This is a genomic window from Paenibacillus sp. P2(2022) (assembly GCF_029522175.1).
Taxonomy (GTDB): domain Bacteria; phylum Bacillota; class Bacilli; order Paenibacillales; family Paenibacillaceae; genus Paenibacillus; species Paenibacillus polymyxa.
In genome coordinates, this window is record NZ_JAKWFI010000002.1 from 559,525 (window position 1) to 584,140 (window position 24,616).

The 24,616-nt window shown below is 45.8% G+C and carries 26 protein-coding genes and 1 tRNA gene; 18 read left to right on the top strand and 9 right to left on the bottom strand.

The window, feature by feature from the left end; all coding sequences use genetic code 11:
- Nucleotides 1–152 precede the first annotated feature (152 nt).
- Together MMB75_RS09885 and MMB75_RS09890 are read left to right on the top strand one after the other, a co-directional pair.
- Nucleotides 153–1,820 carry an RsmB/NOP family class I SAM-dependent RNA methyltransferase gene (locus MMB75_RS09885; RefSeq protein ID WP_031463250.1) on the top strand — a complete coding sequence of 556 codons (1,668 nt, stop codon included), beginning with the start codon at nucleotides 153–155 and terminating at the stop codon, nucleotides 1,818–1,820.
- Nucleotides 1,817–2,599: a pseudouridine synthase gene (locus tag MMB75_RS09890; protein ID WP_031463251.1), complete on the top strand. Its 783-nt coding sequence runs from the start codon at nucleotides 1,817–1,819 to the stop codon at nucleotides 2,597–2,599. The genes MMB75_RS09885 and MMB75_RS09890 overlap by 4 nt, the downstream gene beginning before the upstream one ends.
- A gap of 125 nt (nucleotides 2,600–2,724) precedes the next feature.
- On the opposite strand, the gene MMB75_RS09895 is transcribed toward MMB75_RS09890, so the two are convergent.
- The gene (locus tag MMB75_RS09895) at nucleotides 2,725–3,906 is read right to left on the bottom strand and encodes a GGDEF domain-containing protein (protein WP_045243899.1); all 1,182 of its coding nucleotides are present in this window, start codon (nucleotides 3,904–3,906) and stop codon (nucleotides 2,725–2,727) included.
- Between the two features lie 205 nt (nucleotides 3,907–4,111).
- Here MMB75_RS09895 and MMB75_RS09900 point away from each other — a divergent pair, with 205 nt between their 5' ends.
- A complete protein-coding gene (locus MMB75_RS09900; RefSeq protein WP_031463252.1) occupies nucleotides 4,112–5,236 on the top strand; it encodes a glycosyltransferase family 4 protein in 1,125 nt (374 codons plus the stop codon).
- Here MMB75_RS09900 and MMB75_RS09905 read toward each other — a convergent pair.
- Nucleotides 5,233–6,339: a YkvI family membrane protein gene (locus tag MMB75_RS09905; RefSeq protein WP_016819752.1), complete on the bottom strand. Its 1,107-nt coding sequence runs from the start codon at nucleotides 6,337–6,339 to the stop codon at nucleotides 5,233–5,235. The two genes, MMB75_RS09900 and MMB75_RS09905, sit on opposite strands and share 4 nt — an antisense overlap.
- Before the next feature lie 141 nt (nucleotides 6,340–6,480).
- Here MMB75_RS09905 and MMB75_RS09910 point away from each other — a divergent pair, with 141 nt between their 5' ends.
- The 5 genes from MMB75_RS09910 (at nucleotide 6,481) to MMB75_RS09930 (ending at nucleotide 8,998) form a co-directional block, all read left to right on the top strand.
- Entirely contained in the window at nucleotides 6,481–7,086 is a 606-nt protein-coding gene (locus MMB75_RS09910; RefSeq protein ID WP_016819753.1) for a DedA family protein, read from the top strand.
- 85 nt (nucleotides 7,087–7,171) lie between these two features.
- The gene (locus MMB75_RS09915; protein WP_045243898.1) at nucleotides 7,172–7,744 is read left to right on the top strand and encodes a xanthine phosphoribosyltransferase; all 573 of its coding nucleotides are present in this window, start codon (nucleotides 7,172–7,174) and stop codon (nucleotides 7,742–7,744) included.
- 101 nt (nucleotides 7,745–7,845) lie between these two features.
- Nucleotides 7,846–8,190 (top strand): hypothetical protein, encoded by a 345-nt coding sequence (locus tag MMB75_RS09920; protein ID WP_013370520.1) that lies wholly within the window; start codon nucleotides 7,846–7,848, stop codon nucleotides 8,188–8,190.
- Between the two features lie 140 nt (nucleotides 8,191–8,330).
- On the top strand, nucleotides 8,331–8,552 hold the full coding sequence (locus MMB75_RS09925) for a hypothetical protein (RefSeq protein WP_016819755.1): 222 nt from the start codon (nucleotides 8,331–8,333) through the stop codon (nucleotides 8,550–8,552).
- Nucleotides 8,553–8,668: 116 nt separating this feature from the next.
- Nucleotides 8,669–8,998, top strand: a complete 330-nt coding sequence (locus MMB75_RS09930; protein WP_016819756.1) for a carboxymuconolactone decarboxylase family protein — start codon at nucleotides 8,669–8,671, stop codon at nucleotides 8,996–8,998.
- A 135-nt stretch (nucleotides 8,999–9,133) separates the two neighbouring features.
- On the opposite strand, the gene MMB75_RS09935 is transcribed toward MMB75_RS09930, so the two are convergent.
- Entirely contained in the window at nucleotides 9,134–9,670 is a 537-nt protein-coding gene (locus tag MMB75_RS09935) for a YhjD family protein (RefSeq protein WP_016819757.1), read from the bottom strand.
- A gap of 222 nt (nucleotides 9,671–9,892) precedes the next feature.
- Here MMB75_RS09935 and MMB75_RS09940 point away from each other — a divergent pair.
- From MMB75_RS09940 to MMB75_RS09950, 3 genes are all read left to right on the top strand, one after another.
- Nucleotides 9,893–9,977, top strand: a tRNA-Leu gene (locus MMB75_RS09940).
- Between the two features lie 210 nt (nucleotides 9,978–10,187).
- Nucleotides 10,188–10,700: a peptide-methionine (S)-S-oxide reductase MsrA gene (msrA, locus tag MMB75_RS09945; protein ID WP_016819146.1), complete on the top strand. Its 513-nt coding sequence runs from the start codon at nucleotides 10,188–10,190 to the stop codon at nucleotides 10,698–10,700.
- 128 nt (nucleotides 10,701–10,828) lie between these two features.
- On the top strand, nucleotides 10,829–11,764 hold the full coding sequence (locus MMB75_RS09950; protein WP_045243897.1) for a divergent polysaccharide deacetylase family protein: 936 nt from the start codon (nucleotides 10,829–10,831) through the stop codon (nucleotides 11,762–11,764).
- Here the strand turns inward: MMB75_RS09950 and MMB75_RS09955 are convergent.
- Nucleotides 11,739–12,494 carry an N-acetylmuramoyl-L-alanine amidase gene (locus MMB75_RS09955; protein WP_045243896.1) on the bottom strand — a complete coding sequence of 252 codons (756 nt, stop codon included), beginning with the start codon at nucleotides 12,492–12,494 and terminating at the stop codon, nucleotides 11,739–11,741. The genes MMB75_RS09950 and MMB75_RS09955 overlap by 26 nt on opposite strands.
- A gap of 286 nt (nucleotides 12,495–12,780) precedes the next feature.
- Between MMB75_RS09955 and MMB75_RS09960 the strand changes: the two genes are divergently transcribed.
- On the top strand, nucleotides 12,781–12,972 hold the full coding sequence (locus MMB75_RS09960; protein WP_025364580.1) for a YqzE family protein: 192 nt from the start codon (nucleotides 12,781–12,783) through the stop codon (nucleotides 12,970–12,972).
- A gap of 102 nt (nucleotides 12,973–13,074) precedes the next feature.
- On the opposite strand, the gene MMB75_RS09965 is transcribed toward MMB75_RS09960, so the two are convergent.
- The 4 genes from MMB75_RS09965 to MMB75_RS09980 form a co-directional block, all read right to left on the bottom strand.
- Nucleotides 13,075–14,136, bottom strand: coding sequence for a hypothetical protein (locus MMB75_RS09965; RefSeq protein ID WP_045243895.1), 1,062 nt, complete (start codon nucleotides 14,134–14,136; stop codon nucleotides 13,075–13,077).
- A 258-nt stretch (nucleotides 14,137–14,394) separates the two neighbouring features.
- A complete protein-coding gene (locus MMB75_RS09970) occupies nucleotides 14,395–15,345 on the bottom strand; it encodes a YqhG family protein (RefSeq protein WP_045243894.1) in 951 nt (316 codons plus the stop codon).
- Nucleotides 15,346–15,347: 2 nt separating this feature from the next.
- Nucleotides 15,348–17,240 carry a DEAD/DEAH box helicase gene (locus MMB75_RS09975; RefSeq protein ID WP_045243893.1) on the bottom strand — a complete coding sequence of 631 codons (1,893 nt, stop codon included), beginning with the start codon at nucleotides 17,238–17,240 and terminating at the stop codon, nucleotides 15,348–15,350.
- Nucleotides 17,241–17,375: 135 nt separating this feature from the next.
- Complete coding sequence (locus MMB75_RS09980) at nucleotides 17,376–18,215, bottom strand: helix-turn-helix transcriptional regulator (protein WP_016819153.1); 840 nt, start codon at nucleotides 18,213–18,215, stop codon at nucleotides 17,376–17,378.
- 164 nt (nucleotides 18,216–18,379) lie between these two features.
- On the opposite strand from MMB75_RS09980, the gene fabF reads away from it, so the two are divergent.
- From fabF to MMB75_RS10000, 4 genes are all read left to right on the top strand, one after another.
- Complete coding sequence (fabF, locus tag MMB75_RS09985) at nucleotides 18,380–19,618, top strand: beta-ketoacyl-ACP synthase II (RefSeq protein ID WP_045243892.1); 1,239 nt, start codon at nucleotides 18,380–18,382, stop codon at nucleotides 19,616–19,618.
- Between the two features lie 121 nt (nucleotides 19,619–19,739).
- Nucleotides 19,740–20,264, top strand: a complete 525-nt coding sequence (locus MMB75_RS09990) for a GNAT family N-acetyltransferase (RefSeq protein WP_016819155.1) — start codon at nucleotides 19,740–19,742, stop codon at nucleotides 20,262–20,264.
- A gap of 21 nt (nucleotides 20,265–20,285) precedes the next feature.
- Nucleotides 20,286–21,239, top strand: coding sequence for a helix-turn-helix transcriptional regulator (locus tag MMB75_RS09995; RefSeq protein WP_181575632.1), 954 nt, complete (start codon nucleotides 20,286–20,288; stop codon nucleotides 21,237–21,239).
- Between the two features lie 107 nt (nucleotides 21,240–21,346).
- Nucleotides 21,347–22,087 (top strand): zinc ribbon domain-containing protein, encoded by a 741-nt coding sequence (locus MMB75_RS10000; RefSeq protein WP_025364588.1) that lies wholly within the window; start codon nucleotides 21,347–21,349, stop codon nucleotides 22,085–22,087.
- A gap of 85 nt (nucleotides 22,088–22,172) precedes the next feature.
- Here MMB75_RS10000 and MMB75_RS10005 read toward each other — a convergent pair whose 3' ends face one another.
- The gene (locus MMB75_RS10005; protein WP_045244227.1) at nucleotides 22,173–23,408 is read right to left on the bottom strand and encodes an MFS transporter; all 1,236 of its coding nucleotides are present in this window, start codon (nucleotides 23,406–23,408) and stop codon (nucleotides 22,173–22,175) included.
- Nucleotides 23,409–23,603: 195 nt separating this feature from the next.
- Here MMB75_RS10005 and MMB75_RS10010 point away from each other — a divergent pair, with 195 nt between their 5' ends.
- Nucleotides 23,604–24,191, top strand: coding sequence for a TetR/AcrR family transcriptional regulator (locus MMB75_RS10010; RefSeq protein ID WP_016819159.1), 588 nt, complete (start codon nucleotides 23,604–23,606; stop codon nucleotides 24,189–24,191).
- A 22-nt stretch (nucleotides 24,192–24,213) separates the two neighbouring features.
- Nucleotides 24,214–24,606, top strand: a complete 393-nt coding sequence (locus MMB75_RS10015) for a hypothetical protein (RefSeq protein ID WP_016819160.1) — start codon at nucleotides 24,214–24,216, stop codon at nucleotides 24,604–24,606.
- Nucleotides 24,607–24,616 lie beyond the last annotated feature (10 nt).

A 24,616-nucleotide genomic window follows, 5' to 3' on the forward strand; every position in this document is an offset into this window, starting at 1 on the left:
CTATCAAAATCTAAAATATGTAACTATGAATCTCATTATTATACAACATTACAGCTTGTAGTGAAAGTTTGTAAATCACACAGATATTGCCGGATAACAGGTTGATTATGGTACAATAAAATTTATTTTAACAGGACAGGATGATTACGATTATGGGTGTACAGCTCCCCACAGCATTTGTAAAGCGCATGGAACAACTGCTCGGTGATGAATTTGAGGCTTTTATGGCTGCCTATGACCACACGCCCCATGCCGGGATTCGCGTCAATACATTAAAAATTCCAGTAGAGGACTTTAAGGAACGTTCTCCGTTCGAACTGCGGCCGATTCCGTGGTGCCCCACAGGTTTTTACATTCCGCACGGCACTAAGCCTGGACTTCACCCTTACTATCATGCTGGGTTGTACTATGTACAGGAACCGAGTGCGATGTCTCCGGTTGAACTGCTCAATATAGCTCAGGGTGAAGCTGTTTTGGACTTGTGCGCTGCACCGGGGGGGAAATCAACCCAAATCGCAGCCAAACTGCAAGGAAGTGGCGTACTGGTGACCAATGATATTAGCGCCGATCGAACCAAGGCGCTAGCTAAAAATGTGGAACTGTACGGTGTGCGCAATGCCGTGGTATTGAATGAAAGCCCGGATCGTATCGCAGATGCTTTTCCTCATTTCTTCAACAAAATTTTAATTGACGCACCTTGTTCGGGAGAAGGTATGTTCCGTAAGGATGAAGATATGGCCAAACAATGGGAGACACACTCGGTAGAAAAATGTGTGGTCATGCAACGGGACATTTTGCGTGTAGCGGCCTCGATGCTGAGCGATGGGGGAAGAATTGTCTATTCGACCTGCACCTTTGCCCCGGAAGAAAATGAAGGAATGATTGCGGAATTTCTGGAGGCTCATCCCGATTTTAACGTAGTCCCTGTTCCTTCGGAAGCAGGTTTTGCACCAGGCCACCCGGAATGGATGAATGAAGAGATTGCATCGGCACATCCGGAACTGCGAGGTACAGCACGCCTATGGCCGCATCTTGTAGAGGGTGAAGGGCATTTTATCGCCATATTGCAGCATCAGGGTGGTGGTCGTGTCACTTCGACAGCAGATCACACTGAGTCAGGGGAACTGGCTCCATATACGAACAAGAATGAAAGAATATTAAAAATAGAAGCAGCATATTCGCACAAGAAGCAACATTTGCCCGTCAAGGAAGCGCTGCTCCCAAGTGTCCAAGGAAGGCGCACGACTGATGAGCCTAAACGAACCGGAAAAGGAATGGGCGGAAAGTCAGGCAAAGGAAAGACCGCGCGCGGCTTTGATGGTAACAAGTCACGTATGGGCAAAGAAAATGCAAAATCTGCTGTACGCTCCCCGCATGATGTGTTGGAATCTTATCATCAATTTGTTCAGGAGCAGTTGGAGGTTTCATTTGCAGGCTACACTGTGGTCTACGGAGATCGAATTTATCAGTCGCCGCTGGCATCACATCGTTTGGACGGTCTTAAGGTGGTACGTCCGGGTTGGTTTATGGGAACCGATAGAAATGGTCGTTTCGTACCTTCACACCCACTGGCGGTGGCTTTGCGCTCTTTTGAGGCGGTTAGAAGCATCAACCTTTCCAGCTCGGATGCTGAAGCCATCCGGTATTTAAAAGGTGAAACCTTGTCCATCCCTGTTGAGAGAATGGAGCTTCGGAATGAAGTCCAACCAAAGGGCTACACTCTCGTGTGTATTGATGGTTATTCGGCCGGGTGGGGCAAATGGCAGGACGGCATGCTTAAAAATGAATATCCTACAGGCTGGAGGTGGACATCGGTATGAGTGGAAAAGGAAGACAAACTCAGCGTTTGGACAAAATTTTAACCCATATGGGCTATGGTTCCCGTAGTGATATCAAGAGACAGGTAAAGCAAGGTATGATCACAGTAAACGGACGGATCATCAAGGATAGCGGCTTACAGGTTCATCCATATCAAGATCAAATTGAAGTGAACGGCGAACTTGTTGTTTTTAGAGAGTATATTTACATCATGCTGCACAAGCCCCCAGGTGTTATATCTGCAACCGAAGATACGAGGGAACGAACGGTGCTGGATTTGCTGAGTGCGGAGGAACGACATTTCGAGCCTTTTCCAGTAGGGCGGCTAGATAAAGATACAGAAGGCCTATTGTTATTGACCAACGATGGCAAGCTGGCGCACGAACTACTATCTCCGAGGCGTCATGTCCCCAAAACGTATGAAGCTACGGTGTTGGGACTTGTCACGGAGGAGGATATTCTTCAATTTACAGCAGGAGTGGAACTGGACGATGGGTATGTCACCCTTCCCGCGCAGTTGACGATTCTTCGGCATGAACAGCCGCATCAGGCAGATGGGGAAGTCATTTCCTATATTTCGCTTGTAATCCATGAAGGTAAGTTTCACCAAGTGAAGCGCATGTTCGAGGCGGTTGGTAAAAAAGTGACCTACTTGAAAAGAACAGCCATGGGGCCATTGAAGCTGGATGATCAGCTTCCACTGGGCAGCTATCGAGAGCTGACTAGCGAAGAACTGGCATTGATCGGCCGTGATATAGTTTCCGCAACACCAGAAGCTTGATGGTAAGATTAAATATAAATGACGCACAGACTCGTACGAGATTCCTGTGCGTCATTTTATGATATAGACAATTAGACAGAGCAGTATTCATAGGCAGTCTTCGATAACGAATCGTAATTTGCGAATTATTGTGCGCGTGCTGCCCGATTTTGTTTCACTTCCGCTGCCTTATAAGCTGTAACCTTGTTTTTGCCTGTCGTTTTGGATATGTACATGGCTTGATCGGCCTGTTTGACGAGTTCATCCGGGTTCATTTCCTTCTTCACAGTACTGTGTCCGACACTGATAGTGACGATGCTTTCCTCAGCAACACGTTCGCGGATTCGTTCTGCGACCAGAGCCACCTTGGCCCGACGATCCACAACCATTGCGACCAGTTCCTCGCCACCGTATCGTCCGGTCAGCCCGATTTCATCCAGTTCGTCCTCCATAATCTGTGCCACCTGCTTGAGAACTTCATCCGCACGAGCATGGCCCTGCGTATCATTCAGCTTTTTGAAATTGTCAATATCGCAAAAAATGACAGACACGCGGATTCCCTGGTCCATATATCGTCGTAGTCGCCCCGAAAAATATTTACGGTTATACAGTCCTGTCAGGCCATCGGTAATGGAAGAACGATAAATCCTTTGGAGTAGCTCCACAATCCGTTCAAACAGGATGACAAATAACGTAGTGTAGTACAGCAATGGTAAAAATGACATCCACAGGATTGTGTTTGATCCGTCTGCTTCTTCAGGGATGTCATTTCGCAGCCAGAGAAAACCAAGCCAGAGCAGATAAGTGAATAGGCCTGCCATAAATTTCTTTGGCTGTCCGATTCGCGGGGTGATGAACAGAAGGCTTAATATAAGCACTAACACTCGATAAAACAAAGTGAATCCAACCAACTTCACTGGGCTAATCCAAGTGGGCAGCAAACCTAAAGTCCAAGCCATTACCGGCAGTATTAATAACGCAGCCAGCAACAGCAAGACCCATTTTTCCATAAGCTTTAGCTTTCGGTAAAGCTGAAATACAGCGGCATTGATGAGCACGAAGGCAAACGCCTCCAAAGCATTTTTCCACACGATTCCCTGCAGTTGCATTTGGCCGCCGCCTGCCGAATAGAGATTCATCACTTCATATGTCATAATAAAAATAGCGGCAACCGAAAAAAGGATATAGGCTTTTTTTCGTTGTCTGCTATATATGATCACGCACATTAGCGCCATCATGAGTATAATATACAAACCGCAGGCTGCACTTATGGCCCCGGCCAGAGATGGGGAGCCCAAGGTTCCCAATAAGGACAACAACGTCAACATCACCGACTCCATTTGTAAAATTAATCTATCTATTGAACGGACGATATCGTTCCGATACAATAGACAGGATTTATTCCAGTTAAAATGTTATAATTTTCTTTTGTGCCTAACATTTATTCTCAATATATCATCTTTCAGAAAATCCGGAAACCTATACATATATCCTGTGTTCCGGGCAGTTTAATGCTTGAAAGGGGAAGCACTCATGAAATTGCTACAAGCTCTCTTTTTCCCACCCGAGCAACCGGGAGGCGTTTCATCCATGATTCCATATTTGCAAGAGCGATTTACGTCCCCCCGTTGGGAAATGGAGTTATTTTCAATCCCTAAACGGATTCGTAACAAGGGTAGGGACGAAGTAATCTTTGATACCTTCGACTGGACGAGATATGAGCAATATCCTATCGTTCAAAAATATATTCAGACGTACCGTGATTATTTGTGGTGGACTCGGCTTCGTATTCAGAAGCCCTTTGACCTTATTCATGCTCATCATCCGATTGCCGGGCTAGCTATGAAAAACGTATTTCCTGATACCCCGCTCGTACAGACTATTCACTCTTCCTATGAGAAGGAGTTAATTCTGAACGGGAAAATAGAGGAGAACGGGCCTGAACACCAATTCTTAGTGTCACTGTACCGAGAAATGGAGCAGAAGGCGGATCGCCTGATAGCAGTATCGCAATCTTTTCAGCATTACTTAACACCTTATGTACAGCATCCGCAAGATGTTGTGGTTATTCCAAATGGATATGATGAGAAGCGATTTAAGCCCATTCCTCACGAAAATGAAGTGACACAGCTTATAACCGTTTGCCGACTTGTTCCCGCCAAAGGACTTGATATTCTATTACAGGCTTGCGCTGAGCTGAAAAAAAGAAATCAGGAATTTGTACTTCATATCATTGGTGATGGTCCGATTCGGCCTGAGATGGAAGAGATGGCGCGACAGCTAGATATATACCATGAGACGATTTTTTATGGATATACTCTTCACCCGGAAGAGTTTATGCCTTTCTTTGATGTATTTGTATTGCCTTCGCGGGCGGAGGCCTTTGGCTCCGTATTTGCAGAAGCGGCATTGAGCTGTCTGGCATTGGTAGGTACAGAAGTAGGGGGAATACCGGAGCAGATTGAAAATGGGGTAAATGGTCTGCTCGTGCCACCCGATAATCCGAAGGCACTGGCAGACGCATTAGAAAAGGTCATCGCTGACCCTGCCTATCGTTATGAACTGGCTAGATCCGCCTGCGACAAGGCTAAATCAAGCTATTCATTAAGTCGTGCTGTTAACGAACTGAAGAAAATGTATTTGAAATTTCCGCACTAACCATGACGGGTATCACCTGGTTTGGAATCAGAATGCCGAAAGCTGGAGCGAGGACGTGAGGAGCGGAAAGGTCTTCCGCGTCCTGCTAAGATCAGTTTACTGACCCACATCAGACTGAGCATTCCAAAAATAGGATAAAGCACAGATAACAGTGAGCTGAAGCCGAACTGACTGATTAAAAAACAGGTGAGCATAATGAATAATGTAATGAGCTTGGGCGAAATTTGGACATGCTGACGAATTTGTAGACTGACTCCATAAATGTCGGCCACAAAGGTACTGAAGATCTCCATGAAAATGAGTAGAATGTATATGATTTCAACAAGGGCGCCTAGACGGTAAGCAATGCTTCCCATAGGGATTTCAAATTGCTGAATGCCTGGCATTTGCGCTGACATGACAAAATGTGCAGCCATCAGCATAAAGCCAACACCAATTCCGCCCAAAACACCGCCCCAGCGGATCGTTTTACGGGAGAAAGTTTGGCTGCCTAGAGGGACAAGCACGGCCTGAGCCATAGCCAGATTGAAGGACGTGTACAGGAGCGGAGATATCCATGTGCGTAGCACACTGTGGTCTGTCGTATTCGTAATAAAGCTTTGCGGATTGGGCATGGAAAGGGTACTGTGAACGAGCAAAAGAGATATAGTGATCATCAGCGGGACAACAATGGTGTTCATATGCAAAATCGCTTTAATACCTTTATTCAGCAGCAAGTAAGTTCCGATTAGTGTAATGAGCAGTCCAGTCTGGTAGTGCAGGTGAAGGTGCTCCACAAAAACAGAGCCGGCTCCTGCCAGCATGACGCTGTTCACGCCAATCAGCACAATAAGTGTGAATATGCTGATCCATTTTCCGGCATTGGCACCAAAAAGGTGCTTGTTCAGATCCTCGTAGGAGCGGGCTGAAATATCATGAGCGATCAGCATCATTTTCGTACCCAACCATACAAATATGAGTGTGGACAGCATAATCGTGATTGTAGCCCAACGTCCATATTGCGTAAAGAATTGCAATATTTCTTGTCCGGTAGCGAAGCCGGCACCGACGATTGTACCAATGTATGTAAAAGCAATCTGAAAAACATGAATATTACGTTTCATTCCCAGTCCCCCCTTGCCTGCTTGAATAACGCTGCAGCGAGCATATAATACAAACTATGTTCAACTGAAATAGGACATGACTGGATGAGACTGAAAATAATTATACTGCATTTAATGAATAGCTTGACGGGAGCGTAATTTATGGGTCAAATCCTTGCATGGATACTGGAATACGGATATTTGGCAATGTTCGGCTTGCTTGCCCTTGGAGTAGCTGGTATGCCGATACCCGACGAAGTGCTAATGATCGCCTTTGGCGGGCTCGTGTCTCAAGGACACTACAACTTTATTGCTGCGCTGGCAGTCACATTTTTCGGTAGTATGACAGGCATGATGCTTAGCTACACATTAGGTCGTCTGCTGGGCAAACCACTATTGCACCGATACGGTAAATGGGTGAGGCTTACGCCCTCCAGGATTGCTTCTTCCGAAAATTGGTTCGGGCGCTATGGTACCTGGGGAATTTTGTTCGGATATTTTGTCCCCGGCTTGAGACATGTGTCATCCTATCTGGCAGGTACAACCCGTCTAGGTGTTTTTCGCTATATCGGCTATGCGTCAGCAGGAGCGTTGCTGTGGTGTGGTACATTTTTGGGGATCGGGCATGCGGTGGGCATGCACTGGGAACAGGTGGCTAAGCTGATGGAGAAGGTGACTCATCGGGTGGGCCTTATCGTTATTCTTTTAATCGTTTTGGGAGGAATCACCGCATGGTTCTGGAACAAACGTAAAAAAAATATCACATGAATGCATGGAAAACAGGCTATAGCTTGAAAGCGACGGGTGAAGTATGGTACTTTTACCGCATAGGAATGCCGTGGGAGGTCATGGAATGGAAGTACTAAAGAAACGAATTTTAAATGAAGGTGTGATTGCGTCAGATCAGGTACTAAAGCTGGATGGATTGCTTAATCACCAGGTTGATCCAGAGCTGACAATGGAAATGGGACGAGAGTTCGCAGCCCGTTTTCGGGAAGAGAAGATCACCAGAGTAGTGACCGTGGAATCCTCAGGCATTGCCATCGGGTTTGCGACAGCGTTGGAGTTGGGTGTACCGTTGGTATTTGCTCGTCGTAAAAAGACTTTATTAGCTGATCCAGATGCGCTGTGTGAGCGTGTACCTTCGTTTACAAAAGGGATTGTCACAGATATTATGCTGTCTCGTCAATTTATTCATGAGCATGATCGTGTCTTGTTCATTGATGATATTATCGCTAATGGCGATGCGGCACGAGGCATGGTTAAAATTATTCAACGCTCCGGAGCGGAGTTGGTTGGATTCGGAGTTGCGGTTGAAAAAATGTTTCAGGCCGGAGCCAGAACCATTCGTGAGCAGGGCATTCGTGTAGAATCATTGGTTAAAATTTCGTCATTGGCTGACGGTAAGATAGCGTTTGCTGAATAGTAACAATTCGAAGCTTCGGATCCTTATTTCTAATAATAACCTTTGCATGAGCATCAATTTCGCTTATAATATATATAAGGTTTGGGAGAGGAGGCAGCAACATGGGGAATGAACAATTGACCGAACAGTTTTTTCTGGAAAAACTGGCAGCGGCTAAAGTGCATTTTGAACGCGCCTTGGATTGTAAGCATACGGAATTCGACGATTTGTATCCCTATATGATTGAACATCCTCAGTTTTTTTGGTATAAACGCTATGTGGCCTGGTCTGAGTTGCTGACATTGGTTAACCTATGCGAAGAATTGTCTTTCTCTTGGAAAGAAGAATTTACTGCTCACCAAGTGGAGTATGTAGAACAGCGAGTGTTGTCTGCACAAGTGCTGGACTTCTGGTACGAGAAGAACGATACAAAAGAACATGATCACAGTGTAAATCAGTCGGGATAATTTGTTGCTCTGTTGGCAATCCATATAAGTAGTAAGCGGAAAGAGACCTAAATGATTCGTTTAGGTCTCTTTTTAAACTTTTTCATGCATATAAAATTATGGCCGTTGTGTTGAAAAAAATGGATAAGGAGGGGACATGAATGATAATGGACGAAGAATTGGATGCTTATCGACTTTCTGGTGAAAAGGTACGCGTCGTACGCGATGGATTGGAGTCAAACGATGTGGTTGGCATTGTACTGGCATGGGATGATGAACAGGTGCTTATTCGCCGCCAGAATCGACGTGTGGTCAAGTTGGATCGCAGCTATACATATCAGCCGTTCAGCGAGCCGCGACACAATCCGATAGATCTGGATTAAGAAACGAGTTCCAAATGGGGATTGGCTAAAAAACGGTGTGTTTCATTAGGCATACAGAAACTCTAAATCGGACACAGTAATGAAGGAAAACTCAACAGAGAGGGCGTGCTGTGTCAATGACGGTTATGGACGAAAAAGTACATGCATACAAGGATCAAATCAGCCATTTGGAAGATAAGTTGCCCGAGGTAGTTCATGCCTATCATCGCTTTACCGGAGAATGCTTTCAAGCCGGCAGTTTAGATGAAAAAACCAAGCAACTGATTGCGCTAGGTATTGGCTTATTTGCCAACAATGAGGTGTGTACGTTTTATCATGTGAATGAGGCGCGCTCCAAAGGAGCCAGTGATCAGGAGATTATGGAGACCGTTGCTGTAGCTGCTGCAGTTGGTGGAGGACATGCTCTAAGTCAAGGGGTTACCCGTGTACAGAAGGCGTTACATTAAAGCGAATCATTCATACAGATAACTTATAATCGTAATAGCGGACATAGATTGATCTCAACAAATGATGGTTATGAAAAGAAGCTTCCGAGCACAGATAGTGCCTGCGGAAGCTTCTTTTTGCGTGTAGTGCGGGGATTATGCTCTTTTACTTGCAGCAAAAGCAGCAGGGCGAGGGGATTTATGCTTGTAGGCAGAAGAGGATGCAACCCAACTTCGCCCAACAACGCGTAGGGGTTTGGGGGTTGAGTTATTGGGTAATTCGGGGTGATATTTCTCTGGTAAAGGTAGAGCTGCCGTATGAGGCAAAGAGGTAGGGAGCCCCAAATAAGCTCGCATTCGTTCATACATTTCTTTGCGGAATGCGGACATAGGCATACGGAACTGTTCTTTGACGCCTTTATATATATAGGTGGCGTGAACGCCGGAGTGGTTTTGTTGGATGTCTAGAACACGAATGTGATACTTCTTAAATTCATGTTTGATTTCAGATAGCAGGATTCCGGTACGATCTATTCCTGCGTTAACCATTTCGACATAAAGATCAGGGGTTTTCAGCACGCCGCTTTCCTCAAGAATTAGGCTGTCACGCTCAAATACTTTTTGAATAAAGGTAAGGAGCAGATAACTTTTCACAAGAGAGCATGGATGCTGAGTAGTATCTGAAGAGATCATTACCATTCACCGCCTTAGGGAAATGTGATGATAATTCATAGTCATCGAAGTGAAAGAACATAAGTTCATAGGAACTCATGTTCTTATATTATCGTATTATTCCTTTTTTATCAAGAATAAATAAAGAAAAATAAAAGGTTTGACAACTTTATTTGAGCATGGTATGATCTATCTTGTCGCTAAGAAAGATTGATTCTTTTGAAATAGACGACAAATATATATGCGGTCGTGGCGGAATTGGCAGACGCGCACGGTTCAGGTCCGTGTGGGCTAACCCCCCGTGGAGGTTCGAGTCCTCTCGACCGCATCCATTTAGAAAAGGTTTATAGAATTGCTCTCGTAGCAGTTTTATAAACCTTTTCTATGTTTCGGAGTTATTGCAGATTTCCCAGGAAGGACAATATAAGGACTTGAATTTTATTCAAGTCCTTGAGCAATTCTTTTATAAGTTCAATTTTTAAGATATGATAGAAAGTAACACGTTTTATGATGAAGCTATTGAAAGGTTGGATGGAAGATGGAGAAAGCAACTTTTGCAGGTGGGTGCTTCTGGTGTATGGTGACTCCGTTTGAGGAGCAGCCGGGGATTCATAGTATTGTCTCAGGCTATACTGGAGGGGCGATTTCCGATCCGACCTACGAACAGGTTAAAACAGGAACAACAGGGCACTATGAGGTGGTGCAGATTACGTTTGATCCTGAGCTGTTTCCTTATGAAAAGCTACTTGAATTGTATTGGCCGCAAACAGATCCTACCGACGGAGAAGGTCAATTTCAGGACCGAGGCACACAATATAAACCTGCCATTTTTTATCATACGGAGCAGCAACGTGAGCTTGCACAGCAATCCAAGGAACAGTTGGTACAAAGCGGACGCTTTGATAAGCCAATTGTAACGGAGATTCTTCCGGCTTCGATTTTTTATCCGGCAGAGGATTATCATCAGGATTATCACAAGAAGAATGTGAAACATTATAAGGAAGATCGAGCCCAATCCGGTCGTGATGAATTTATCGACAAAAACTGGTAATCGGCTTTAATATACGTTATTATGCGCACTTCAAGGCAGATCAGAGATTATATCTCAGATCTGCCTTGTACATATTTAAACGGTTTTACTCACACAATGAAGGGACAGAGAAGGAGGCTGACCCGCAAATGAGTACACGACGGAAGCTGCACATGAGAAATATCATAAAAAAGGCTTTAAAAGCATCACGCAGCCGGAAGGATTCGTCTTATGCGCTTGCACACCATGCAAGATCTAGAATGCAAATAATTGTAGTGCTTTGTATTTCAGTCTGTATGTTATTTATGATCTGTAAAACTGCTGTTGCCGAAGCAATAGACCAGCAGAACCAGCAGCAAAAAAGGGTTGCTGTCATTATTGATGATTTAGGGAACAATATGAAAGGTACCGAGGAGATTCTAAATTTACCCGTCAAAATCACCGTTGCTGTCATGCCCTTCCTGCCAACAACCAAACAGGACGCTATGGAAGCGCATAAGCGTGGTCATGATGTTATCGTCCATCTTCCAATGGAGCCCAAGCAGGGCAAGCCTGAATGGCTTGGACCTGGAGCAATCAAGGCTAATATGACGGATGAAGAAGTACGCGCCAAGGTGACAGCAGCAATTAAGGATGTTCCTTATGCCATAGGAATGAACAACCATATGGGCTCCAAGGTCACCTCAGACAAGCGCATTATGTCCGTCGTTCTTGATGTTTGTAAGGAATATAGACTATTTTTTGTTGATAGCCGTACTAATTATTGGTCAGTGGTGCCTGAACTTGCCGCTAAAAAGGGAATGCCACCGGTGCGAAATGATGTTTTTTTGGATGATGTTCATACACTCGCTCATGTGAATCGGCAACTTAGTAAAGTGGTCGAATGGTTGGCAGAGCACGACACCTGTGTAACGATTGGACATGTCGGCGTGTCCGGCATGTATACCTCCTCAGGGCTTCATTCATCGGTCCCTAAATTAAAGGAGCATGCACAATTTGTCGGTATTAGCGATCTGGTGCGTGATGTATGGGGATGGACAGGAGACCCAGCCACGAATACTACCATGCCGTCAGATGCGCAATAATGCCTTCGGCAATAGCTTCAGCAATCCTTTTTTGACCGTGATCCCCGGAAAGCATGGCTCTGTCCTGCTCGTTGCTGATAAATCCGGTTTCCACTATTACAGCGGGATGTTGGATTTTATTCAGAAGATAAAAGGGTTTTCCATATATGGTTTGTCTATTCATGCAAAATAAGCGGTTTAATGAATGCTGAATCCGTTCAGCTAACAGATAGCTGCTGCCTTCATCCTGATACAGCACAATGGGTCCGCGTTTTTCGGCACGTTTGGTCCAATTGACATGCAGACTGACAACCAAAGAAGTAGGCAGTTGCTCTGTCAGGCTTTTACGTTGGGCGAGATCTTTAAGATGCCGCGATTTGGACTGCAACCAACGGTTATCATCACTCAGTGCGTAGTCCTTGTCCCGATTCAGGACAGCAGGGTAACCCTGGGAACGTAAGATCAAGTATAGTTTTTGAGCAATAGCAAGATTGATATCTTTTTCCAGAAGTCCTTTGTGACTTGCTCCACCATCCACACCACCATGACCTACATCTATCAGGACCACGGGTTTGGCAAAAGCGTGATAGGACCGGTTGAACGGGGGTTCTGTATGCTTGTTTATTTCGGTGCTTTTCTCGTCAGGCTGAGTAGTTGCATAAGCAAACGGGGTAAATACAGCACTACAAAGGAGGTAAAAACTTAACCCTAGCCCGGCCAGGCACATCTTCTTTAACTTTTTATTCAACACGTTCTATTCCTCCAATGGACGAATTGATTGTTTACTGAAAACCATGCATAACAGAGGTCAAACCTAAAGTAGCGTAGCTGTCTTCAAATATAACAATAAGCCTTAAGGAAACTGTTATATTGAAGATAGTATGTTCCATTTAAGGGAAACCATGCATAGTTATCCCGCAAGGGTTAGAGCTGCTGAAAACTGTGCAAGCTAGTGGTATCTGAACCTAACGTGTAATTTGGTATTTCCAAGATACGGTGATCGGAAATGTTAGGTCAGATGAAGGAGGTCATGGAGGATGGCGAAGAGTGACGAACTGGTGACGTACATTACAGAGCGGATTGTGCGTTATATGGAAACGCCGCGCGATGTTCGACGCAGCCAAAAACAAGCCAAGGAGCCGTGGGTAAGCAAATGGTTTGGAATGTTGCCTCTCGCTCTAAAAATGTGGATAAAATCCACACGCAGAGGGCGAAGAGAGCAACGTTAAACACGCCAAAGAGACCACAAGAGGCATGGGGTATGCCATTTGAGGTCTCTTTTTATGTTGTTTAGGGATAATTTCGAATTATTTTTAATGGTCCTAAAACTACTAAGATTCCAAACGGTAAAATTGACCATGAGGTAACAGTTGTTTTAGTGGCACAAATCGGGAAAGACCATCGTGGTAGGTTAATGCATATAAAATGGGTTCGGACGGATGATCTGTAGATACCCAAGCTTGAAACCCGCTAATGGATAAGGGTCCCCCAAAGGCAAAATTGATGCTTGTGGCTGAAAAAATCATACGTGGTGAATTACTTAGCGCGTCTATAAATTGGTCTGTGTCATGAACGGAAAGTTTTTGCTTAGGTTGAAGCCAGCCCAGATCCTCATAGGGATCGAAAGGATCAGACGAGACAGTAACTGCTTGGGCCTGAGTTTTCAAAAAGGGTATAGATGAATAAATCGCGTTGTTCGGAAGCTTATGTTTCCAGCTCCCATCTGTTACTTCTGCAGGTAGCGGATCGCCAGTAACAGCATCAATACATATTTGGCTCCCCGTAGAGGAACGTACCTGCCAGTAGGCCAATAGAGGTTCCTCATACATAGGTGTAATTTGTAGCTTATCGATAGAAGAAAATTCGGTTTCTGTGAGCGACTTCAGGGATTGGCGAAGTATATCCATACTATAAGGTCCGCCTGGCCCATTCCCGTATTCGTTGAGTTGATAAGCGCCGTTTGAGTCTGATCCGATAATCAGGTAGCCAATGTATTCTCCTGCATGGTTCACTTGAACAAGCCAGCTATGGGTTCCAGGTCCGAGCGGATGGTAGCTGAGTTCGGCGTCTTTCCACGAAGCAAAAGGGGGTTGCGACGATAGAGATTGGACGGTATCGCTCGCTGTCCGTTTCACGTCCTCAGGCACCCCTTGCTGCTGAGTAGGAGGCTTTGATGAAACTTCACCCGGGGATGTGGAAGAAGTAGTAGGGCTTCTGGATTCCATTGTAGGAACCTGGGAGCTTTCGTTGTAGTTGGGTGCTAAGCTTACATTGCTTTCTTGAACGGCTGAGGGAGCCGCATGAATGGAAGCGAACGGACAGACTGCGGACAGGCCGATCAGCACAGCTGCGATCATACCTACGCTATAATGCCCGGAATGATTTTTTTTCAATGGAATCCACCTTTCTGTCGGATGGCTTGCCGACGGAGGCATTCTTTTTTAACTAGCATACAGCTTGTCCGATGAAAAGACTGCTGCACTCTGTCGGCGCAAATGTCGTATCCAGGTTCGCTTTTTGCTGTCGATACATAGGGGACAAGCTTGACCACGCTTGTGGTTCCAGCAGCGTAAACTGATGTAGGCTGAAGCAAGATGTTACAACTTGACGACATGTCTGCTACTAACCTGCGAAGGAGCGTGAGATATCAGTTACCGCAGATGAAATATGCCGCAGTTAATGGCGGATACGAGTACCTTTGGCTCATATTGCCATACCATTTCTTTACGACGTACTTGATGCTGCTCTAATACGGATTCTTTTTTATCCTCTTCCTCTTTCTGTTCCTTGATTAGATCTTCGTAGTAGTGGTCAATAACCTCTAGCTCCTCGCGCAGTCGTTCCTTCGCCTGCTCAGCCCAATCATAATCTTGCTGTCGGAGCTGTTCGGTGAGATAGCTTTCAAGCGAGGTGGAAGCCTCAGGTACAGATAGCTGCGCTGGCTGTACATGCATATTGCCTGCCAGCAGCGGGCTGAGCTGCCGGGTTTCGAGCATAGCGCCAAAATTGGCTACAATAGTGCCACTTTTGAGTGAAATACCTAGCCACTGAAGTTCCTCGCGCTTCAAATCGCAGGCAAACTCAATCTTGTAGCAGACGCTGAGCCAAGCTTCATAGACTACAGGAGAACGGGCAGACAACTGACGGGCATCCGGCTGCTCGAACAAATAAACATATTTTCCTCCATCCCGAGCAGCTTCAAAAATTTGATGCAGCCGACGGCTTCCGTATCGGAGTTCCTCCTGCATAATGCGACCAGGCCCTAATTGCGGTAACGTCGGTACATGACCGAAGTAACGCCCCATGACCTGATCTTGTGCTGCGTTGCCAGCTACAGGAGCTGGTGGCGTCTGATCCGCTAAACGTTCCTGTTCTGTCCGATAGGCTTCCCCATCAAAGATGAATGTGAAGGACATGGTTTGCGCTGGAACGCCAGTACGCTCTACGTATCCCCAATAGTAGGGGCGATTTGTCAAGGCTTTATCTGCCTCTGGAGACAGCTTGACAGTTACATGGTGGGGAGACCTCTCAATGATGCTGCACCCAGTAGATTCCAGATAAGTGTGGACAAAACGCTGGACTTGCTGTGCATTCATAGTCAAGGCTAACGACCCCCTTTCACACTGCGTCGAGCTTTGGTTGGAGGAACTGCATCACCTGCTAAGCCTAACAAATCCTCGGTAACACTTGAGCTTACTCCTGTTAGCCGTCCTTTAGGCTGTTTTGTTCCAGGTGACTTATCGGTTACTACATTTGGAGAGACTGACGGGTCTTTGCGTATTTGTGCTATTTCTTGTTTGATGGAATCCAGCGAGTGGCCCAACTTTTGCATTTTTCTACGAATTTCATCATCACTACTGGACTCAAGCATGATTTTATATAAACTCTTTTCAATAGATTCTTTTTTCTCAAACTTTTCCAGAATAACGTCCAATCCGCCAATGACCATCTCAAACATATTAATCTTTTCATGCAGAAGGTGCAGGATATGCTCTTCAATCGTTCCGGTAGTGGATAGGTTGAAGATATTTACGTCATGCTTCTGTCCAAGTCGATGCACCCGTCCAATCCGCTGTTCCACGCGCATGGGATTCCACGGCAAATCGAAGTTAATCATGTGGTGACAAAATTGCAGATTAATGCCTTCACCGCCTGCTTCTGTAGCAATCATGACCTGAATGCGACCACGGAACAGATCCATCATCCAATCTTTGCGGCCCCGGTTCATACCGCCTCGGTAAGGAACGGCAGACAGTCCGCGATCCCGGAAATAGTTTAGTAAATACTCCTGTGTGGCCCGATATTCTGTAAAAATAATCACTTTTTCGTTCATCTTCCGGATGAGCTCCAGTGCTTTTTCTGCTTTGGAATTGGCCTTGATCGCTTTAATGTGTGCGACCAAGTCCCAAACACGATCACGTAGGGGAGAGTCAGGAGCCATCTTTTTGGACAAATTGACCAGCGTGACGAACACAGCGTCCCGGCTACTGCACACCTCCCGTTGAAGGGTAACGAGAGACAGCATGCTGCTTAAATTTCCGCCATTCGCCTGATATTGTTCTTTGACAAAAGAGGTCACCCCATCGTACAGCGCTTGCTCTTCTGGCGAGAGTTCCAAGTGAATGTTGGAAACATTTCGTTTAGTGAATTGAACAGGACCTTCTCCACGACGATTGCGGATCATGACTTTAGACAGCTCATCCTTGAGCTGGTCTTCATTTTTGGGCAGACGTTTATCTACAACAAAGTTGGCTGAAAAATCGCCTTGTCTTCCCAATTGACCGGGCTTGAGTAACGTGATCAGATTAAACAGCTCAGATAGATCGTTTTGTACAGGTGTGGCTGTCAGGAGCAAACAATATTTTTTACGCAACTTCATAATGAACTGGTAGTTGGATGTTTTTTTATTCTTCAGCTTATGAGCCTCGTCAATAATGAGCAGGTCATAATCGGTATCTAGCAGGATGTTACTATGTGGCTCCCGTTTGGCCGTATCCATAGAGGCGACGACGACCTCGGAAGACCAGGAATACGCTTTTTTCTGGGCGACTGCGGGAATGCCGAATTTGCTATTCAGCTCACGCACCCATTGCAGAACCAGAGAAGCGGGTACAAGAATAAGCACTTTGGAAGCCAGCCCGCGAACCAGATATTCCTTAAGGATCATTCCGGCTTCAATCGTTTTGCCTAGGCCGACCTCATCGGCAAGAATGGCACGTCCAGACATCTCAAACAGTACCTTTCGAGCGGTATCGAGTTGATGGGGCAGTGGAGTGAGGTCTTGCAAATGCTGAAGACATTGAAGCTCATCAAAGCTCGGCACCAGCTTGGCCTTTTCCGCCTCGATTGCCAGCTGATACAGATCCCAATCTCCCCAAGGACCTCCCTTGTGCAGGCGTTGGTCCAGCTCGTCCTGCCAGCTGCGGTCAAATTGTATCGGAACAGGCAATGGTGCTTGGCTTTGTGTGTGCTGGGAACTTGTCGGTTTGGCTTTCATGGTGATTCCCTCCCTCCTAGTAGTAGCACCGTTGAAGCTCTTGGCTCTGTCACATATATGACATCTATTTTGCACAGATCGTAGATGTAGTATGGACGGAAAAAGATATCTTCATAACAGGAGGGATAAAATCCTTTAGCTGCCTTCCATTAGCTTTTGGAGTTTACTTTCCGTAGAAGTTTGCGCATTGGGGGTGTATATGCTGCAACGGAGATCGACACTGCCTTGTACCTGAAGGGAAGTCAGGTCAAATAACATTTTGCCAGCCTTAGCATGACGAAATTCAATGAGCACTTCTGGAGCGGAGCTTACCTCACTCTGATTCCAAAGCTCGTTAAACTCTGGGTAGGCCTGACTCATGTTTTGTATAAATTGAGCATACCAGGGGTCTGTCACGTATTGCCCGTAATAAGCGCGGAATATAGCAAGAAACCCCTTTACAAAGTGTTCCCAATTCACAGCCAGACTTTTAAACTCCTTTTTGGTAAATAGCAGTTCGATCATATTGCGCTGCTCATGTGGTAGTTCAGCAAAATCCATAAAAACATGAGCAGCAGCTTCGTTCCAGCCGACAATATGACAGCGCCGATCTGAAATAATAGCAGGACAGTAGTGCAACTCTTGTACGATCTTTTGCAAAGATGGAGAAATGATCGCTTGTTCTTCAGGAGCAGGAAGGTTATGAGACCCGGCTTCCAGCGCTAAATCGTACAAATATTTACGTTCATCCGTGTTCAACTGCAAGGCAGCAGCAATAGCATCCAGCACGGAGGCAGAGACCTTAATATCCCGACCCTGCTCCAGCCAGGTATACCAGGTCGTACTGACACCTGCTAGCTGAGCGACTTCTTCTCTGCGTAAACCTGGTGTTCTGCGACGTGATCCAGGGGGAAGACCAACCATATGCGGATGGAGGCGGGCCCTTTTTGTTTTCAGAAAAACAGATAGTGCTTCCAGACGTGCTTCCGTTTTCATTAGATATTTTCTCTCCATTCGATGAGTGTATCTGAAGTAATTAAATCAGGCGCTTACTATAGTAGTGTTCATTATACCAGGATAAACAAACACTTGTAATAGGATAAGACGAGGGTAAAATGAGGATTATAAGTAAGCCATCGAGCAGGAGGAATGAATAGCTTATGCAAAGAGTAGTGATAACAGGTATGGGTGTCGTTTCGCCATTGGGCAATGAAGTAGGCACGCTGTGGAACAATTTGCTGGAAGGCAATTCAGGTATACGCAAAATTGATTCATTTGATGTGTCCGATTTAAAAGCACGAATTGCTGGACTGGTACAGGATTTTGATGCAGAAAAGCAGTGGGGGCGTAAGGATGCCAGACGAATGGATCGATTTACCCAGTTTGCATTATATGCGGCAGAGCAAGCGCTCAAGGATTCTGGTCTGGAACTGGAGCATACCGATCTGGAGCGTGTAGGTGTCTATGTGGGATCAGGAGTCGGCGGTTTGGATTCGTTGGTAGATAATGTGGACGTGCTGCTACATCGTGGGCCGGGCAGAGTTAGCCCAACGCTGGTACCTATGATGATCTCGAATATGGCTGCTGCACAAATAAGTATCGCGTTCGGAGCGATGGGTCCTACGCTTTCACCTGTAACGGCTTGTTCTATTGGGAACACTGCAATTGGAGAGGCGTTTCGGACCATTCGTACAGGAGATGCGGATGTCATTTTTGCCGGCGGAGCTGAAGCAGCAGTGTCCCGATTGGCCTTGGCAAGCTTCGCTAATGCAACTGCCTTGTCAACACGTAACGAGGAGCCTTCTACAGCAAGCCGACCGTTCGATCAGGATCGTGACGGCTTCGTCATGAGTGAAGGAGCGGGTATCCTGGTACTGGAGTCGCTGGAGCACGCTACCCGGCGTGGGGCGGAAATCTATGGTGAGGTCATCGGTTATGGAGCGAGTTCGGATGCCTATCATATGGTTGCACCGCATCCTGAAGGAACCGGAGCTTACCTAGCAATGAAAGCGGCCCTTCATTCGGCTCGCATCTCCCCTGAAGAAGTGGATGTGATCAGTGCCCATGCAACGAGTACGGCTGTAGGGGATATTGCTGAGACCCTGGCAATCCACAAGCTATTTGGTGAATATGCCTATCAGATTCCGGTTACCGCGAATAAGTCCATGCTAGGTCATATGCTAGGAGCCGCAGGCGGTATCGAAGCAATTGCGCTTGTTCAAAGTCTTCGGGAAGGTATCATTCCGCCAACGATGCATCTGGATAATCCCGACCCTGCTTGCGATCTGGATTATGTACCTAACGAAGCACGCAAGGCTCCACTAAATATTGGGTTATCTAATTCTTTCGGCTTTGGGGGTCATAATGCGGTCATTGTGCTGAAACGCTATGAGTCATAATACGTAATGAGTTTTGAACCTCAGGTGCTCTATCCGACTGGATCTAGCATCTGAGGTTATTTTAATCTAGGCATGATAGATTCAATTTAAATAAGAGATAGAGTAAGATGGAGGAAAACATTTGGAGGGACGGGAAGCCATGATCATAATCAGGAACATAGAGCCAGCAGACGCTGAAGTATATTGGAATTTAAGACTGGAAGCCTTAAAAATGAACCCCGAAGCTTTTGGAACCTCCTACGAGGAAGCTGTACAAGTTTCGCTATCTGATGTAGTGAACCAAATACAAAATAAGAAAGACCATTACATACTTGGTGCATTTACAAAGGATCATCAGCTGGCTGGTATGACCGGATTTAGAAGAGAAAACAAAATAAAGACACAGCATAAAGGTGCGATTTGGGGAGTTTATGTACCACCGATTTACCGAGGTCAGGGGATCGCTAAGAAACTTGTATTGGAAGTTATCAGTCGAGGTAGAAAAGTGGAAGGATTAAAACAAATCAATCTGAGTGTGGTGGCTGCCAATCAAGCAGCTGTCGAGCTTTATAGGAAATTGGAGTTTAAAACCTATGGTATTGAAAAGAACGCTTTGGAATATCAAGGTCAGGGATATGATGAGGAACTCATGGCTTATTTTTATTAAGGGTGAAAGGTTTTGAAAAACATGAAAATTGATCGATTGCTTTCTATCGTCATTTTGCTGCTGAAAAGAAATAGAATACAAGCAAAGGAACTCGCTGATTTGTATGAGGTTTCGATTCGGACGATTTATAGAGATATTGAAGCGATTAGTCTGGCTGGTATCCCAGTAGTAACTTTTCAGGGAGCAGGTGGAGGAATCGGCCTGATGGAAGGATATCGCCTGGATCGTAGTATGTTGACGGATCATGATATCAAGGACATTGTGATGGGCTTGCAGAGTTTGTCCTCGTCGTTGGGCGGTCCCAACGTATCCCGGTTACTTCATAAATTTGAAAGCATTATACCAGAGTCTGAAAAAGAGCAATTTAGTGTCCGTACCACACAGTTTATCGTCGATCATTCGGGATGGGGAAATCAGTCTGTCCAGGAAGCTAAATTAATCAAGATAAAAGAGGCAATGAGTCAAGTCCGTACGGTTGCTTTTACCTATCGAAATGCGGAAGGAGCCCGAACAGAACGGGATGTGGAACCGCATACGCTTGTGCTGAAAGGGCAACAATGGTTTGTGTATGCGTATTGTCCCGACAGGGGGCAATTTCGGTTGTTCAAGCTTTCCCGTATGAATGAGCCTGTGGTTACAGAGACGGCTTTCACTCGCAGGGATCTTTCTAATGAAGTGCTGCCGTGGAATGAGGGGCGGATGACGGCATCCAGCGCTGTACAACCATTTACGCTACAATTTAACCGCACCTCAAGACATCTGGCGGAGGATTGGTTTGGTGTGGAAGCATTGAACGAGCAGGAGGAAGGGATTTACACGGTTTCAGTCCCGTTTCCTGAGGATGCGTGGGTGTACGGATTTATTTTAAGCCTCGGACCGGATGTGATTGTCAAAGAACCAGCCCATTTGCGAGATAAGATTTATAAGATGGCGTTGCGTATTGCGTCTAATTATGAAGAAGAACAGAAATTATAAAATAATTATTAGACTAAAGTAAAACGAACCTGACCCATAGTTGTCAGGTTTGTTTCGTTATACTGGTGGCATACCAGATACGAATTGGCGAAAGGGGATTTACGAGAATGGATAAAGCTTGTCAAAGTTGCGGGATGCCACTGGAGCATGAGGGTCAATATGGGACGGATGCACAACATCATAATACAGATGAGTATTGCAAGTATTGTTACAAGGAAGGTGCATTTGTACAGCCTGACTTGACGATGGAGGGAATGATCCAGCAGTGTGTGCCGATCATGGTAGAAGAGGGGATGCAGGCAGAAGAGGCGATTTCGATGCTGCGTAATTATCTACCAAACTTGAAGAGGTGGCGATCTTCAGAGGATGCAGAGCTTCAATTTGATGGCCCCATTCGGGAGGAGTACCGAGGTGAAATCCATTTAATTGGACTAAAAGCACGTACAAATAATCAGAAGGAACAAACGTCCCACGGGATCATTCCAAACATGTGGGAACGTTTTGTAGGTGAGGATGTGGCAGGCCGGATCAGAGGTCCTCATGGACTTGCTTCCGTCTATGGTTGCTATACTGATTATGAAAATGGAGCTTTGGGCGAGTATACATTTTTTATCGGAAAGGAAGCGGCTGAGGATTTCCAAGCTCCTGACGATCTTGAAGAACTTGTAATTCCGGCTGCACGCTACGCTATTTTTCAGGCAACCCATGAACCTTCTTCTGTCTTCCGTGTATGGCAGACAATTTGGGCATGGGCCGCCACGGGACAAGGGGAGCGGACCTACACAGGTGATTTTGAAGTATATGGCAATCCAGATGAACCTGTTTTGATTTATATTGCAATCAAGTGATGATTTACAGTGATAGAAGAGAACCGTCTAGGCCGTTGTTGAGGCCCGGGCGGTTTTTGTTTGTTCAATCCATATGGATTTACCATCAAGTTGAACGTCGAGTCATCGCCCAAAAAATGAGAGCCAGAGCACTGACACCCGCCCCCAATAGGCAAACTCCGTTCCACCCAGCATAGGTATACATGTGAGTGGAGGTAATGGCTCCAGTGGCGCTACCGATGGAATAAAAGATCATGTAGCCTGCGGTAAGTCGGCTCCGTGCTTCAGGGCGAACGTTGAAAATCAAGCTCTGGTTAGTGACATGTACAGCCTGTACGGCCAAATCCAAAAGAATGACACCAAGAGTTAAAGCGAATAGAGAATGCTCGGTGTAGCGTATAGGTAGCCAGGACAGCAGTAATACAACTAGTGCGATACCTGTCGTTCGTTGTCCCAAGCCTTGATCAGCAAGTCGCCCTGCTTGGGCTGCTGCTAATGCTCCGGCGACTCCAGCCAGGCCGAAGGCCCCAATTGCAGTGTGTGAAAGAGACAATGGGGGAGCACTAAGAGGTAATACAAGCGAAGTCCACAATATGCTGAACGCTGTGAAAATAAGCAGCGCAAGGACAGCACGAATACGCAGAATTCGTTCTTGGGCGAACAGTGCGATAACCGAGCGAATCAGCTGCGCATAGGAGAGTGTGGCGCTTGTGGGTTCGTTCTTTGGGAGTACTCGCAATAGAGCCACAGCCATAAACAGCGTAAGTATAGCAGAAATAAGGTAAACTGAACGCCAGCCTGCCAGATCAGTTAATACACCGGCAACGGTTCGTGCGAGTAAAATGCCGATAACGACTCCGCTGGTTACCAGTCCTACGACCTGCCCGCGTTCAGTCGGATGAGCCAAGGTCGAGGCGAATGCCACGAGTGTTTGAGTCACTACAGCCAGCAACCCAACCATTGCCATGCCCATAAGCAGTATTGTACGGGTAGGGGCAGAGCTAACCAGGATTAATGCCAGCACAGACAGCAGCATCTGTCCTGTAATCAAGCGCCGCCTGTTCAAGAGATCGCCAAGCGGGACGAGTAGCAGCAGTCCTAACGCATAACAAATTTGCGTGACGGTAATAACGATACCGACCGATGAGTGTGTAATGCCAAACTCGTGCGCCAGCGCATCCAGTAATGGCTGTGCATAGTAAATGTTAGCGACAGCCAGCCCGCAGGCTATGGCAAACAAGAGCGCCACAGACCGGGATAGGACCGGAATGGGAGCTATTTCGGCAGTGCTGGCTACCGTTTGATGGGGGAGCAGTATCGCTTTTTCTTCTGACGTCTTCATTTTCACATACCACGTCGCTTTCTGTGATTTACATACCGATCAGTATAATATACCGATCGGTATGTAATAATTTTAGGTCAATATAACTCTCGTCAATAAGAATTGTCAAGGGTTTAACCCGTACATATTTGACAGCCGCTTCTGAAGATCATACAATCTTAATATACTGAACGATACAAAAAGAAGGGGTTAAATATGGTTCGACCACGAGAATTTGATGAAGATCAAGCGTTGGATGCAGCGATGCAAGTTTTTTGGGAAAAGGGATTCGAGGCCACGTCTTTAAGTGATTTGACCTCCCGTATGGGAATACAACGCCCCAGCATATATGCTGCCTTTGGGGATAAAAAGCAATTATTCGAAGTTGCGCTGCGTAAATATACGCAATCTCATGCAGCTTGTGTAAGGGCTAAACTGCAAAATAGTTCATCTGTAAAAGAAGCATTTTACAATTTTTTTGGGGGAGTGGTGGCGGAAGAGTACGAGAAGGAGTCTAACAAGGGATGTTTTTGCATCAATACAATGGTAGAGTTAGCCCCTCATGATGAGAGGTTTGAAATTTTAACCAGAGAACATCAGATGTATCTTTCTGCTGTCTTTCAGGCGACCCTCGAACGTGGTATTCAATCTGGGGAGCTTGAGGTGACTATGGATGCACGAGCTTTGGCACATACTTTAGTCTCTTTGTTAATCGGGATAACTGTGATGATGAAGTCACGCCCAGCGCGTTCTTTTGTGGATCATGCGATTACGACCGCACTTATGTTGCTGGATGGAAAATAACTTAGGACAGGAGAACACTCGGATGCCACACATAAAAGCTATTCAAACACCGCTTGGTGAATTGCATGGACGGGATGCGGTCTATTTGGATCAGGTTCATATGAATTATGTGAAAAAAGAGCTGGTTTTGAAGGGAGAGATTAATGGGAGTTTAGCGCCGGAAGCAGTAGACGATTTTGTACCCTATGAGCTCATATTTACAGGAGTCTATTACTTTAATATGATTGAACTGGATGTGGCTCTAGACATGTCTGAGCAGAAGTATGCGCAAGGTAGCAGTTTTGACGAGCTTACAGATACGCCAATATTAGCGACAATAGCTAGTGCACGGGGGAAAAATCTAAGACACTTTCTGTTGAAAACCTATGACGATATATTAGAAATCGCTTGTAGAGACTATAAGATGACTATATAACAAAGCTGGT